This is a genomic window from Flavobacterium gelatinilyticum, from assembly GCF_027111295.1.
Taxonomy (GTDB): Bacteria; Bacteroidota; Bacteroidia; order Flavobacteriales; family Flavobacteriaceae; genus Flavobacterium; species Flavobacterium gelatinilyticum.
On the sequence record NZ_CP114287.1, the window covers coordinates 3,624,946 to 3,638,800 of the forward strand.

The 13,855-nt window shown below is 35.2% G+C and carries 11 protein-coding genes; 4 read left to right on the forward strand and 7 right to left on the reverse strand.

All coding sequences use genetic code 11. From position 1 onward, the window contains the following. Window positions 1–4 precede the first annotated feature (4 nt). Together OZP11_RS15425 and OZP11_RS15430 are read right to left on the reverse strand one after the other, a co-directional pair. The gene (locus OZP11_RS15425) at window positions 5–1,165 is read right to left on the reverse strand and encodes a vWA domain-containing protein (RefSeq protein WP_281231450.1); all 1,161 of its coding nucleotides are present in this window, start codon (window positions 1,163–1,165) and stop codon (window positions 5–7) included. 289 nt (window positions 1,166–1,454) lie between these two features. Then, window positions 1,455–2,426, reverse strand: coding sequence for an SIMPL domain-containing protein (locus tag OZP11_RS15430; protein ID WP_281231451.1), 972 nt, complete (start codon window positions 2,424–2,426; stop codon window positions 1,455–1,457). A 148-nt stretch (window positions 2,427–2,574) separates the two neighbouring features. Here OZP11_RS15430 and OZP11_RS15435 point away from each other — a divergent pair, with 148 nt between their 5' ends. Together OZP11_RS15435 and OZP11_RS15440 are read left to right on the forward strand one after the other, a co-directional pair. Then, the gene (locus OZP11_RS15435) at window positions 2,575–4,395 is read left to right on the forward strand and encodes a tetratricopeptide repeat-containing sensor histidine kinase (RefSeq protein WP_281231452.1); all 1,821 of its coding nucleotides are present in this window, start codon (window positions 2,575–2,577) and stop codon (window positions 4,393–4,395) included. Next, window positions 4,392–5,141, forward strand: coding sequence for a LytR/AlgR family response regulator transcription factor (locus tag OZP11_RS15440; protein ID WP_281231453.1), 750 nt, complete (start codon window positions 4,392–4,394; stop codon window positions 5,139–5,141). Before OZP11_RS15435 ends, OZP11_RS15440 begins: the two co-directional genes overlap by 4 nt. A 120-nt stretch (window positions 5,142–5,261) precedes the next feature. On the opposite strand, the gene OZP11_RS15445 is transcribed toward OZP11_RS15440, so the two are convergent. The 5 genes from OZP11_RS15445 to panC all read right to left on the reverse strand — a co-directional run bounded on the left by OZP11_RS15445 (window position 5,262) and on the right by panC (window position 11,311). Next, on the reverse strand, window positions 5,262–7,226 hold the full coding sequence (locus OZP11_RS15445; protein ID WP_281231454.1) for a transglycosylase domain-containing protein: 1,965 nt from the start codon (window positions 7,224–7,226) through the stop codon (window positions 5,262–5,264). Window positions 7,227–7,356: 130 nt separating this feature from the next. Then, window positions 7,357–8,718: a DNA repair protein RadA gene (radA, locus tag OZP11_RS15450; RefSeq protein ID WP_281231455.1), complete on the reverse strand. Its 1,362-nt coding sequence runs from the start codon at window positions 8,716–8,718 to the stop codon at window positions 7,357–7,359. Continuing rightward, window positions 8,718–9,872: an alpha/beta hydrolase gene (locus tag OZP11_RS15455; protein ID WP_281231456.1), complete on the reverse strand. Its 1,155-nt coding sequence runs from the start codon at window positions 9,870–9,872 to the stop codon at window positions 8,718–8,720. Before OZP11_RS15455 ends, radA begins: the two co-directional genes overlap by 1 nt. Window positions 9,873–10,067: 195 nt before the next feature. Next, entirely contained in the window at window positions 10,068–10,418 is a 351-nt protein-coding gene (gene panD / locus OZP11_RS15460; protein ID WP_008465481.1) for an aspartate 1-decarboxylase, read from the reverse strand. A gap of 14 nt (window positions 10,419–10,432) precedes the next feature. After that, window positions 10,433–11,311 (reverse strand): pantoate--beta-alanine ligase, encoded by an 879-nt coding sequence (panC, locus tag OZP11_RS15465; protein ID WP_281231457.1) that lies wholly within the window; start codon window positions 11,309–11,311, stop codon window positions 10,433–10,435. A 78-nt stretch (window positions 11,312–11,389) separates the two neighbouring features. Here panC and OZP11_RS15470 point away from each other — a divergent pair, with 78 nt between their 5' ends. Continuing rightward, window positions 11,390–12,196: a glycogen/starch synthase gene (locus tag OZP11_RS15470; RefSeq protein ID WP_281231458.1), complete on the forward strand. Its 807-nt coding sequence runs from the start codon at window positions 11,390–11,392 to the stop codon at window positions 12,194–12,196. A 21-nt stretch (window positions 12,197–12,217) separates the two neighbouring features. Beyond that, window positions 12,218–13,855, forward strand: a complete 1,638-nt coding sequence (gene bamH / locus OZP11_RS15475; RefSeq protein WP_281231459.1) for a BamH family beta-barrel-assembly machinery protein — start codon at window positions 12,218–12,220, stop codon at window positions 13,853–13,855.

Consider the following 13,855-nt stretch of genomic DNA (forward strand, 5'->3'; position numbering starts at 1 on the left):
ATTCTTATTTTTCAACAGTATAACCTTTCACTTTTGCAAAAGCCATAATCGAAGAATTGATCGTGTTTCCTAAATCGTCCTGAGTTTTGGTTTTTTTAGCTTCGGTATCAATATATTGCTGACGTTTTTTTGCCAAAACGCTGATTTCTTTCTGAATCGTTTCTCTTTCTTTTTTCTTTTCAGTTACAATTGCCTGAATTTCGGCTGTAGATTTATCTTTAAGTTCTGCAGGTAATTCTTCTTTTTGAATTTTTGCAATTGCATTGGCATCATTTTTTACTTTATCGACCAAGTCCCAGCTTTCGTTTTTGTAAACAGCTTTCGATTTACTCACGGCGCGATCTGTATAATTAGAAGCCGAAACTCTTTTGGCATTTTGATCCTGTACAGCCTGATTTCTTTTCTTTTCCAAACCTTTTGAGCCGTAATTTATGTACGTTTTGTTTATTTTTTCATCGCATTTAGCGATTTCATCGTCATATGGCGTTGCGATATATTGGACAGCTCGGTCAGAATCAATATTGAAATATTTACCTTTTCCACGATCAGCGCCATCTTTCCAGAAAATATTAATTCCTTCAGTTTTGTTGCCGCAGAAAATAGTATTGACATAAATATCATTTTTAAGGGCATCGCTGATGGCTTCTTTGTAATTAATTTTTCCCTGATTGAATCCTTCATTTTCGGCAATGTAAATCAGTTTCATACTATTGTTTTCTGATGACCATTTTAATTCTTTGGTCGCATCCTGAATTACAGCGCCGCAATATTCGCTTCCGCCGTTGGTTCTAAGGGCAAATAATTTCTCTGATATCAAATCGAGATCTTGCGATAATGCCGTTACCTGTCTGATGTAATTGGATTTTTCAGATAAACCGTCATTTCCGTATTCGTACAAAGAAATTTCGATGTCCGGCGTTTTTCCATCGTATTTTAAAGTAGTCAAAGTATTGACAATATTCCACAATCTCGATTTTGCCTGATCGATTAATCCGTCCATACTATTGGAAGTATCCAGCAAAAGTGCCACCTGAATTTTGGTTGTGGCAGCAGAATCTGGTTTTTCGGTCTCCACTTTTTTTTGAGGTTTTGCATTCGATGAATTACAACTTGCCAATGATATTGTAAGGGCAAAAAGTGCTGAGATAAAAAGATTTGATTTCATAATTCTAGTTTTTAATTGGTGATTACAGATCAAACTTAAAAACTAAAAAAGCTCGTTTTTTGGACAAATGGTGAAACGGTCTTTTGACTTGGTGAAACAGTTCCCGGATTAACTAGTTGGGCTTGTTATTTGTAAAAATCTATAGAACATTGATGAAACGGATTTACTATCGCAAAAACGCAGATAAAAACTGATTTAAAGAATCTGTATAAATCCGCGTCTTCGTGATAACGAATCTGATTTATCTGCGTCAAAATATTGTGTTTTTAATCATGCCCAAGAGATAAGATTAATAGGTTGGCTTTGGTGAGTTGATATTTAACGGTTTCAGATCACCATTTGGCGTTATCAAAATATACTCTCTATCAGTTTTTGCACCTTGTTTCTTTTCTTTTTGTCTGTTAATGAAAATCTTAACTTCATACTGCACCTGAATAACGGGCTCTAAAACAGCGGGATTAATAATAAAATCAAATTCTTTGTTGAATATTGGCTGGTAATAAAGCGTAGTCGATTTGCTGACCTGATTAACATTAGCTGATTTTTTTAAGTTTAAAGAAGAGCTGTTGTAAGCTTCATACGATTTGTACATCTCTACAGGAAGGTTTACAATGTAATCGTCGGCAATTCTTTTTTCGGCGTTTGTAAATGTTTCGCCCAAAAGAACTTCATAATTTTTAATTTTTTCCTGAATGAGCAGTCTGGCTTTGTTCATCATTTCTTTTTTGATGGTTTCCAGTGCATTAGAGAAATAATCAACACGAACTAAATCGTAAATTTCATTGTTGCTTAAAATCGAAATAAAGTCATTCAGCTGGTTAGGATCAGTGAATTTTATATGAATGTTTTTCTTTAGTTCAAATCCTGCGGGAACTTCATTATAGGTTTTTCGGCTGAAAACTTTTTTCTCAGCTTCATATTCATAAACCGGAACAAACGAAATCATATCGACAAAAGTTTCAACGCCTTTTTTAAGTTTAATTTCACTAAGAACTTTATCTATCCTCTGATCTAGTAATTCATTAACTTCTTTGGTTGTTTTACCGGTTTGTGTTGTACTGAAAATGGCGGTATAGGTATCTGCTTTTACATTGGCAAGTCCTTTCACACTTGCTAGAATACCTTCTTCAGACGGAAAATTGACGTTGATTGTGTTTTTGGCATAATACGGCTGATTCTGATAATTGACATTTCCCGAAGCTTGTGCCATTATAAATTGAGAAAACATCAGGATTAAAAATGAGAAGGATAATTTTTTCATGATTTTGGTTTTTAAGATTATGAGGCAAATGTATCGATCGAAAAAACGTATTTTTGAGAGAATGGGTCAACGGGCTGTTTGACTTGGTGAAAGATATAGGATAGGAATCTGAAATTAAGTTACTTTACACTTTCTAAATAACAGAGTTGTGAAACATTATTTATCAATTATTTTCGGTTTGGTTTTTTTAGCGTTTTTGTCTCCGCAGAGAATAACTGCGCAGGCATTGCCGGAAAAAAGCGAAAAAAAGAGTAACGCCAAAATCAGTAAAGCGGCTGATGAATTGTCGAAATCATTAAATGAAAATGATGAAAGCCAAATTGCACGAAACTATGAAAAGCTGGCAAATGAATTTTTGAATAAAGGAGAGAATGCAAAAGCCGAAGAATATTATAAAAGGGCTTTAAATAGTTACACCAAATTAAAACTAACCGAAGATAAAACCCGTGTAACGCGAAGTTTGGCGCAAGCGCAGGAAAATCAGAAAAAGTTTGACTCGGCGATTTCTAATTATGAAACGGCGGGTTCATTGACAAAAGATGCTGTTGAAGAAAAAATAAATCTGAACGACGCAAACCGACTTAAGAATCAAGCCAATCCGGCGAGTCAGACCAATTATGTCGATTCGAATATTGAATTACTCAAAAAAGAAAAGAAATCCGAAGAAATAAGCAAAGCATATGTACAAAAAGCACAAAATTCTTTGGACTTAAAAGACAAAGAAGTCGCGATAGAAAGCTATAAAAAAGCGCTAAAATATTCGAAAGACAAACCGGAAGAAGTCATAAAAATCAAAAATGAAATCGCAAAAGTTTACGTTGAAGACAATCAGTTTGATAAAGCACTTGCGATTAACGAAAAACTACTTGCCGAAGCGAAAACAAATAATGATTATACAACCGAAATAAAACAGCTTCAGTCTTTGGCTTCGCTTTATTTTGAAAAAAAAGAAGCCGAAAAAGCCATTTCATCTCTAAAAGAAGCGTACGATTTATCATTTCAAAAAGGAAATTCGGCAGAAGCCAAAAAGAGTTTGTCTTCCTTGATTAAATATTATAAAACTAAAGGCGAAGACAAAGAAAGCATGGCTTTGTACGAACAGTTTTTTGATAATTTTGAAAAGTTAATCAAATCTGACACGACTTTGATTGATGCCAAAACGTTCCAAATTACCGAAGATAAAATTCGTCAGCTTGAAAAAGAAAAAGATCTGAAAGACGAATTGATCTCAAAGAAAAACTCATTTAATTATTTTCTTTTAGGATCAATTGGTTTGTTGCTGCTTTTGTTTTTCTTTATTGTGAAGGCGTTGTATTCTATCAGAATCAAAAACAAAGAAATCGCTTTGCAGTCTTTGCGTCGTGAAATGAATCCGCATTTTATTTTTAATAGTTTAAACAGCGTCAATCAGTTTATTGCAGAAAATAAAGAACTCGAAGCCAATAAATATCTGACTTCATATTCGAATTTGATGCGAAATATGATGGAAAACTCCAATAAAGATTTTATTTCGCTCGATAAAGAAGTAGAACAATTAAAAAAATATCTTGATTTGGAACATCTTCGCTTTCAGGATAAATTCGACTTTGAAATTGTCGTCGATGAGGTTCTTGATACTGAAAGAGTTTTTGTTCCGAATATGATTATGCAGCCGCACTTGGAAAACTCAATTTGGCACGGACTGCGTTATCTGGACAAAAAAGGATTTTTATCTTTAAGATTCGAATACAAAAACGGAAAAATAAACGTCGTTATCGAAGACAACGGAATTGGTTTGACCAAAAGCCGTGAGCTTAAAACCGCAAATCAAAAAATCTACGAATCACGCGGTTTGAACAATACAAAAGAACGAATTGATCTTTTGAACGAATTGTATAAAAAAGAAATCTCATTTACAATTTCAGAAAAAGAAGTACCGGAATCCGGTACAATTGTTCAAATTGTTTTTCCATTAATTGATACAATATGATGACTTTACAGAAAATAAAAAGCGTAATTGTCGAAGACGAATTGGCCGCGCGCGAAGTGCTTAAAAATTATTTGAGCAAATATTGTCCGCAGGTTGAGGTTGTGGGCGAGGCGCAAAACATTAAAGAAGCCGTTCCGTTGTTGCACGAAATTAAACCGCAATTGGTTTTTCTGGATGTCGAAATGCCTTTTGGGAATGCTTTTGATGTTCTCGAAGCTTGCAAAGATTTGCAATTTGAAACCATTTTTGTAACCGCTTTTTCTGAATATTCGCTTCGGGCTTTAAACCAGAGTGCGGCGTATTATCTTTTAAAACCAATAAGTATAGAAGAATTGATTATTGCGGTAAATAAGGTGCAGCACCAGATTATGAATCATGAAATCTTTAACCGAAATAAAATCATCGTCGAAAATTTTCATGAACAAAAACCAGAAAAACAAAAGGTGATTCTGCCCACTTTGGAAGGTTTTGAAGTTGTAAAAATGGAAGATATTGTACGCTTGCGCGGAAACGGGAATTTTACTGATTTATATCTGAATAATGGAAACAAAAAAATGGTCTGTCGATTTTTAAAACACTTTTCAGAAATTCTGCCATTGCCTTTTATTCGGGTTCATAAATCGCATATCATTAATTTGAATTGCGTAAAAGCGTATAACAAAGGCGGCATCGTTACACTAAATGACGGAATTGAAATTGAAGTCTCTCCAACTTATAAAGAAGAGTTTTTGAAGAATTTTAAATAATGTTTTTTAACCGCAAAGGACGCAAGGTTTTACGCAAGGCACGCTAAAGATTTTTCTCAAATAAAAAACTTTGCGCCCTTTGCGTAAAACCTTGCGTCCTTTGCGGTTAAGCGTAATTATTTACAAATCAAATTCATCATCAACTGCCAAAGAATCCGCTTTGATTGCTGTAGAATCCGGAACTTTAATTCGTAATAACGAACGCGCGTTTCCAGAAATATAAACCGGAAGTTGTCCAATTGTATCTTCAGGAACTAAAAGTCCTCTTCTAAACATTAAATTCTTTAAAAATTTCTGATTCCTGATGGCATAATCTTTCAAATTTCCTTGATCATTAAACTGATACATAAATTTTCTTGGTTTCGGGATAATTGTCGCCAAATACAAGCATTCATCGACATTTAGCGATGATGGACTTTTCTGGAAATAAAAGTGACTTGCTTCGCCAATTCCGTATACATTTGGTCCCCATTCGATAATATTGAAATAAACCTCCAGCATTCTTTCTTTGCTTACAATTCGGTTATTTTCAAGAATATAAACCAATAAGATTTCTTCCAGCTTTCGCGAAAGCGTTTTTTCTCTGGTTAGAAAAACATTTTTAATCAACTGCATGCTGATTGTACTTGCACCGCGGGAGAATTTTTTAGTTCGAATGTTTTTAAGGATAGATTGTTTGAAAGCTTCATTTATAAATCCGCGATGCGAAAAGAACGACGGATCTTCGGTAGTAAGCACAGATTTTCTTAAAAATGGAGACATTTGATCCAAAGACGTATAATTTGGATTGGCATTTCCAACTAAAACCGGACGCTGCAATACATTCTGAATAATCGCACGATAGACAAATTCGCCGTTAAGTTTATTTAAATCGGCTTCGCCGTATTTTGTAATTCGTAAATCCTCTTTTTTTAGTTTGCTGTCAAAAACAAGTGTATTAGGTTTGTTTTTGTTGAATTTGAAATCAAGTTTATAATCAAAATTTCCCGTTGCCTGCATTCCCTGAAAATGCGTAAACAAACCATCAGGAAGCGAAACAATAAAATCCTGTGCCTGCATTTTCGGGATATCCACTTTTAGTGTATAAATCGTATCTTTTTCGGTATCATACGAAACATACGGACGTACTTTTATTTTATTTAGCTGCATGGTTGAAGTGCTGTCGATAGAGATAAAACTGTCGCCCAGTAAAAACCGGTAATCAAAACGGGCATTTTTGATTACAACATCTTTACTCGCAATTTTGGGATGATTAAGTTTTAAGTTCACGATCGAAGTATAACCATCAATATGAAGTTCACTGCCGCTTTTGTCGATATTTTCAACATTTAAACGAATAGAATCAAAACTGGCTTTAAGATTGTAGCGCTCGTCAAGATAAGGAACGCGGATGGCTCCGGTGTCTAAATTAAAAAAACGAATATCGGCTTTTTGATTTCTTGGGTCGGCAAGTCCTTTTAGGTTCCAGCGCTGATCAAAGTCTTTGCTGACAACATGAATACTTGTTTCGAGCTGTTTGTTGCTTAAAACTAATTTATTTACCGCAATTGAGGTCTTTTTTCCGTTGTCGTCAATCCTAAACTGAAAATTCTCCAGATTCATGTCTGTCGGAACCAGATTGAGCAGTTTAGAAATGATTCGATAAGCAAAAGCGCCGTATTTGCGTTTTTCACTTTTTCCAGAATCATCGCGGTCTCTTTTCAGAAAAGCATCAAAATTTCTGATTTTCCCTTTTTTTACAAGCTGAATATAACCGTTATCAACTTTTAAAGTGCCAACCTGAACATCACCAATAAGTAAACTGCTTAAACTTACGCTGGTTTCAAGGTTTTTGATTCTTAAAAGCGTATCGGCATTTTTTGGAACCAGAACAACATCCGTCAGTTTAATTTTTGATAAACCTTCAAACGATGCGTCTTTAACAGAAAAATCACTGTTGTAACTAACGGCCATTTTGTGGGTTACTTTGGCAATAGCCTGATTAAGAAGTGAATTTCTGAAAAAATACAATCCAATGGCGAGTAAAACCACCAAAACGGTCAGTACTTTTAAAGCTGTGAATATTTTTTGTTTTGGAAAATTCATAGAATTGAATTTACAGTATTTAATGTTTTGAGGATAGTTTTTCCGTCACGAATTCACGAATTATATTTAATGTATAAATTTGTGTAATTGCTTCGCCCCTTTGCTGTCGCCCGAGTCATGGCGGAAAAAATCAGCCAAAAAGAATACTCGCAACATCTTCAATTTTTGCTACAAGCTCAATTTTGATTCCGGTATTTTTTAAAGCAATTTTATTGTATTTTGAAACAAAAATCGTGTCGAAACCTAATTTTTCGGCTTCCTGAATGCGCTGGTCTACACGGTTTACCGGACGAATTTCGCCTGAAAGTCCAACTTCGCCGGCAAAACAAAAACCTTTTCCAACCGGAATATCTTCGTTTGATGATAAAATAGCGGCCACAACAGCAAGGTCAATGGCAGGATCATCCACAGAAATTCCTCCCGTTACGTTTAGAAAGACGTCTTTGGCTCCTAAGCGGAATCCGGCTCTTTTTTCCAAAACAGCCAAAATCATGTTTAACCTTTTGGCATTGTAACCTGTGGTGCTTCTTTGCGGTGTTCCGTAAACTGCTGTGCTTACCAAAGACTGGATTTCAATCATCAGCGGGCGCATGCCTTCCAGCGTAGTCGCAATGGCAGTTCCGGATAATTCTTCGTCTTTGTGTGAGATCAATATTTCTGACGGATTGCTGACTTCGCGCAAACCGCTTCCGAGCATTTCGTAAATTCCAAGTTCAGATGTGGATCCGAAACGGTTTTTAAGCGAACGTAAAATTCGGTAAATATGATTTCTATCGCCTTCAAACTGAAGAACGGTATCGACCATGTGTTCCAGAATTTTTGGCCCGGCGATGTTTCCGTCTTTTGTAATATGTCCGATTAAAATAACCGGAATATTGGTTTCTTTGGCGAATTTAATCAACTCGGCGGTTGTTTCCCTGATTTGAGAAATACTTCCGGCTGTAGATTCGATGTAATCCGTATGAAGGGTCTGAATCGAATCGATGATTACGATTTCAGGCTGGATAGTTTCAATTTGTTTAAAGATATTTTGCGTTTTAGTTTCCGTCAAAATATAGCAGTTATCGCTATTTGGGGTTATTCTTTCGGCACGCATTTTTATTTGTTTCTGACTTTCTTCTCCAGAAACGTATAAAGTTTTATAAGGTAATTTTAATGAGATTTGAAGTAAAAGCGTACTTTTTCCGATTCCCGGTTCACCGCCCAAAAGCGTAAGCGACCCCGGAACGATGCCACCTCCTAAAACGCGGTTCAACTCACCGTCGGTAGTGTCCATTCGGATTTCTTGTGCCGAATCGATTTCGTTGATTTTTAAAGGTCTTGGCGCCTTGTTTGCTGGAGTTGGTTCGCTTTTCCAGGCTGTTTTTTCCGGTTTCTGAATAATTTCTTCCGCAATTGTATTCCATTCTTTGCACGCGTTGCACTGTCCCTGCCATTTAGAATACTGGGTACCGCAGTTTTGACAAAAAAAGGAAGTTTTAACTTTTGACATTATTTACTTTTTTTAGCAAGCGTATTCATTTCGTCAATTTTCTCATACATCAAATCCTTATTCAAATCGCCGATAGGTTCCATCTGCGAAGCATTTTGGTATTTTTTTGCTGCATGTTTAGGATCGCCCATTTTTTCATACATCAAGCCTAATTCATATTCACCCAGCATGGCTTTTGGATAATGTACATTTCCAATCTCGGCCATTTTGCCTAATTCATCGTAAGCATTTCTTTTTAAGATAAGATTTTCAACTACCTTAAAATCGTTCATTCGAACAGGAATCTGAACGCCTAAAATTTCAGACATAATGCTGTATTTTTTCTCAAGATAATCCGCATAACCAGTTTCAAGCACTGCAATTTTATCATTGTACTCCGCAGAATTTATTGGTCGGTAAGCTTCAAAAATCTGGTACAATGCACCCGGAATTGAGTGCAGTACTTCTGTATAATGCGTTGCGCCTTTAAATACTTCGTATTTATAATTCACTAACGGATTATTTGCGATTTTAATATTACTGTTCAATTTTTCTATCGGCTCTTTTATTTTCTTAATATCACCTTCTCCGGCTGAAAGGTAATAGTATATCGGTTTTTGAATTTTGGCAAACTTTTCAGCAACACGAACTTCCATTTTTGGGGCAAGTTCCGGACTTAAGCAGATGTAAGCGCTAAAAAGCGGATTTTCTTTATAAAGATAGAAATTTGCAAAACTTGCTGTTACATCATGACCGGCAATAATTCTGAAAGGGGACGTTCTGTATTTTTTTTCTACATACGGAATTAATTCTGAACCAATAAATTCGAAAAACTTCGCTCCTTTTTCAAAAGGCAAACCTTCGTTTTGATCAATAGTGGTGTCGTCATAACGTTCTTCGTCTTTATTTTGATGAACGCCAATGATAATCATTTCCGGAATATCATCCCAGTATGATCCATAACTTACCGCTCCGGAAAAAGGATCGAATAAATAATCGCCGTCCAGTAAATAGAGAACAGGATATTTTTTATCGGATTTTGCATCGTATGAAGGCGGAAGTCCGATTGTGATTCTTCTTTCTTCTCCCAGTTTTTCAGATTTGATGTTGTCGAATTTTTTCTGAGAAAAAACAGAAATAGAAAATAAGGTAAGCAGCAGGTAAACTTTTTTCATGATTTGTGGCATTTCAGTGAATTAAAAAGTATTGAAAATTGTGCAGCAATATAATACTTTATTTGCTTTTTGTTATTGGGATTCAAAAAAAGCAATGATTTCTTACGCTGACTGTTTTTCGATTTAGACAAAAGAAAATCTGTTTGTCAAAAATAGTTCTGACAAATAGATTTAAAAGTAAAACTTAAAATAAGATTATGTTAACGAATTGTCGTTTTCATTTGGGAAAATGATCCATGGTTTGAAGGTCTTTGCCTCTTCAAAATCCAGGGTCGCATACGAAATGATAATGATAATATCATCTTTTTGAACTTTCCTTGCCGCAGGACCGTTCAGGGTTATTTCGCCTGAATTTTTTTCGCCTTTAATGGCGTAAGTTTCAAAACGTTCTCCATTATTAATGTTAACGATAGATACTTTTTCGCCTTCAATAATATTGGAGGCTTCCAGTAAAGTTTCATCGATAGTAATGCTGCCAATATAATTTAAATCGGCTCCGGTTACTTTAACTCGATGAATTTTTGATTTTATAACTTGAATTTGCATGATGCAAAGGTAATTTAATTTAATGAAATGGTGTCGATTAACCTTATAGAATTAACAAATACGGCTATAAAGGCACGGTACTTTTTATCTTTAATTTTATGATCAGCCGATAATAATGTAGATTCGTCAGCAATTACGAAATATTCAAGCTCAAATCGCGCATTGTCTTTAAAAGCATCTTCGACAAATTTTATAGTTTCTGCCGGAGTGCTGTCTTTAAAAATTTCTTTGGCTTCGGTTAAAACCTTATATATAATCGAAGCTTCTTTTCTTTCTTCGGGAGTAAGGCGTTCGTTTCTTGAGCTCATTGCCAGAAAATTGTCTTCCCTGAAAATAGGACAGCCGATAATGTTTACAGGTAAATCGTTCTTTTCGACCAGTTTTTTTACTATTTGCAGCTGCTGGAAATCTTTTTCGCCAAAATAAGCATTTGTTGGTGTTACAATTTCGAATAATCGTTTTACAATTGTTCCAACGCCGTTAAAGTGACCCGGCCTGAATTTTCCTTCCATCTGATTTTCGAGGCCGTCAAAATCAAATGCTTGCGAAACGGTGTTTCCTTCGTAAATATCGTCTACAGAAGGGGCATAAACTATTATTTTATCGCTTAGACCTCTCATTTTCTTTACATCTTCTTCAAGAGTCCGAGGGTATTTTTCAAGATCTTCAGGATTGTTAAACTGTGTTGGATTAACAAAAATACTCACAACGGTATCGTCGTTTTCTTTAAGTGATCGCTGCATTAGGGCTAGGTGTCCCTGGTGTAAAGCTCCCATGGTTGGGACAAATCCGATGGTTGAATTTGCTGTTTTGATAGTTTTTAAATAGGCTATCAGAGCTACTTTACCGTAGAAAATATGCATGGCGGTATTATTAAAATTTACTGCAAACATAATATATTAGTTATAAACTGCATAAAATTTTGTAATTTTGCAACGTTTTTATTACCAAAAATTAAGTAAAATACTATTATGAAAGATAAGAGGATATTATATGTATCATCTGAAGTCGTGCCTTATTTGGCTGAAAACGAGGTTTCTTTAATGTCTTATGACGTTCCCAAAATGATTAACGATCAGGGTGGACAGATAAGAATTTTCATGCCTAGATATGGGAATATCAATGAGAGAAGACATCAATTACATGAGGTAATCAGGCTTTCAGGAATGAATTTGGTAGTGAATGATTTAGATATGCCGTTGATTATCAAGGTTGCTTCGATTCCTAAAGAAAGAATTCAGGTTTATTTTATTGATAATGATGAATATTTTAAACGTAAAGCCACTTTTGCAGACGAAGAAGGGGCTTTATATCCTGACAATGACGAGCGAGCGATATTTTTTGCAAAAGGCGTTGTTGAAACTGTAAAAAAATTAAACTGGGTTCCGGATATTATACATGTTCACGGGTGGCTTGCTGCTATGCTTCCAGTTTATATGAAGCATTATTATAAAAATGAAGCCTTGTTTAACGATACTAAAATTATCACTTCAGTTTATGGCCAGTCTTTCGATGAAAATCTGGACATGGAAATGATTAACAAAGTGAAATTTGACGGTGTTCCTCATGACTCAGTAGCTGATCTGGAGACTCCAAATTATGAAAATATCTTAAAAGCGAGTATATTGCATTCAGACGGTGTTATCATAGCATCGCCGCATGTTTCTTCAAGTTTAACAAAATTTATAGAATCTTCGGGAAAACCTTTTTTACCTTTCGCCACGAAAGATGCATTCGCAGAGGCGTATACAAATTTCTACAGAACGTTTGGACTTTAAAAATTAACTTTATTATTAAATATGTATAATACTTCTTTTATTAAGAAAACTCTATTAGCGGCAACTGTTGTTCTTTTCTGTTCATGCGACAAAGATTTTAATGCGATTGGTGATGATTTGATAAGTGATGATCATTTTGGGCTTGACAGTACATACTATGATGTAGTAGCTTATAATCAAGAAGTAACTCCGGTACAGTCGAATCTTCTGCCAATTAATGCATTAGGTATTTATGACAGCCCTGTTTTTGGTTCTACAAAAGCTGATTTTGTGACGCAGCTTTCACTGGAAAGTTATGCACCTACTATTGGTGAAGAACCGGAAATTGTAGAGGTTCAGCTTTCTGTTCCTTATTTTAGCCATATAATCAGCAGTAAGACAGATGGCGGAAATTATAATTATGCATTAGATTCAATCTATGGGCCTAAGGATGGCAGGATAAAGTTGAGTGTTTATGAGTCTAATTATCAAATGCGTACTTCTTATCCGAGTAATGGGACTCAGTTGCCTCAATACTATTATACAGATGAAGGTTCTGCTTTTCTTGCGAATCTGCAGGGAGACCGATTAAATAATGGAATTGAATCAGAAAATATAAGATTCTTTTTTAGCTCAGATGAGAAAAAAAATGAAACAAGAGATGCTGCCGGGGTAGTAACAGGAACAACTTATGTGGCTCCAGAGATGCGTTTAAATTTGGATAAAGCTTTTTTTGAAACTAAAATATTAAAAGCGGCTGCTTCAAAATTATCAACACCGGATGTTTTTCAGGAATATTTTAGGGGCTTATATTTTAAGGTTGAAAAAGCAGATGGATTTCCTAATAGTCAAATAGGACTGCTTGATTTTTCTAAAGGGAAAATAACTATTACGTATAAAGCAAAAGCAACAAGTAGCGCCACTACAAAAGATCAAAAAACACTTGTTATCAATTTTGTGTCTCCAGCCAGTTCAGGTGGAACGGCAAATTTATTAACAGATGTTAAAGAAACTAACTATGAAAACGCTATTAAATCGCCTAACAGAGCAACAGGTGATGAAAAATTGTATGTAAGAGGAGGTCAGGGATCTGTTGCTGTTATAGAACTTAAAGATTTTGCTTCTAAATTACAAAGTGTTAAAGATAGCGGCTGGAAAGTAAATGAAGCCAATTTGGTTTTTCATATTGATGCACAACAGATGGCTTCAAAATTGTCAGACGGCGATTATATTAAAGAACCAAAAAGAGTGTATTTGTATGATCTAGATAATAACACACCTTTGTTAGATTATAGTGCTGATGGAACTGCAAGTGTAACTTCGGATGCCAGAATGTCTAAATTAGTTTTTGGAGGTATTATTAATTTAGATGCAACTACGAAAAGAGGAAGTACTTATAAAATAAGAATTACAAGTCACATTCGTAATCTTATAAAAAATGCAAGTGCAAAGAATGTGAGATTAGGTTTGGTTGTTACAGATAATGTAAGTATTGCAACATCAAACCAGCTGAAAAATAGATTTCCATTTCCCGGAACCAGCCCGGTTGAATATTTTTCAGCAGTACCAAGAGTGTCAGTTATGAATCCGTTGGGAACAGTATTATATGGAGGAGCAGCTTCAGTTCCCGAGGCTAACCGTTTAAGACTCGAGGTTTACTACACGAAACCAAATAAATAA

Bases quoted from the DNA above. Each gene is read 5' to 3' on its own strand.
- OZP11_RS15425 (WP_281231450.1), bottom strand. From the start codon at position 1,165: ATGAAATCAAATCTTTTTATCTCAGCACTTTTTGCCCTTACAATATCA.
- OZP11_RS15430 (WP_281231451.1), bottom strand. From the start codon at position 2,426: ATGAAAAAATTATCCTTCTCATTTTTAATCCTGATGTTTTCTCAATTT.
- OZP11_RS15440 (WP_281231453.1), top strand. From the start codon at position 4,392: ATGATGACTTTACAGAAAATAAAAAGCGTAATTGTCGAAGACGAATTG.
- OZP11_RS15445 (WP_281231454.1), bottom strand. From the start codon at position 7,226: ATGAATTTTCCAAAACAAAAAATATTCACAGCTTTAAAAGTACTGACC.
- radA (WP_281231455.1), bottom strand. From the start codon at position 8,718: ATGTCAAAAGTTAAAACTTCCTTTTTTTGTCAAAACTGCGGTACCCAG.
- OZP11_RS15455 (WP_281231456.1), bottom strand. From the start codon at position 9,872: ATGAAAAAAGTTTACCTGCTGCTTACCTTATTTTCTATTTCTGTTTTT.
- panD (WP_008465481.1), bottom strand. From the start codon at position 10,418: ATGCAAATTCAAGTTATAAAATCAAAAATTCATCGAGTTAAAGTAACC.
- panC (WP_281231457.1), bottom strand. From the start codon at position 11,311: ATGTTTGCAGTAAATTTTAATAATACCGCCATGCATATTTTCTACGGT.
- OZP11_RS15470 (WP_281231458.1), top strand. From the start codon at position 11,390: ATGAAAGATAAGAGGATATTATATGTATCATCTGAAGTCGTGCCTTAT.
- bamH (WP_281231459.1), top strand. From the start codon at position 12,218: ATGTATAATACTTCTTTTATTAAGAAAACTCTATTAGCGGCAACTGTT.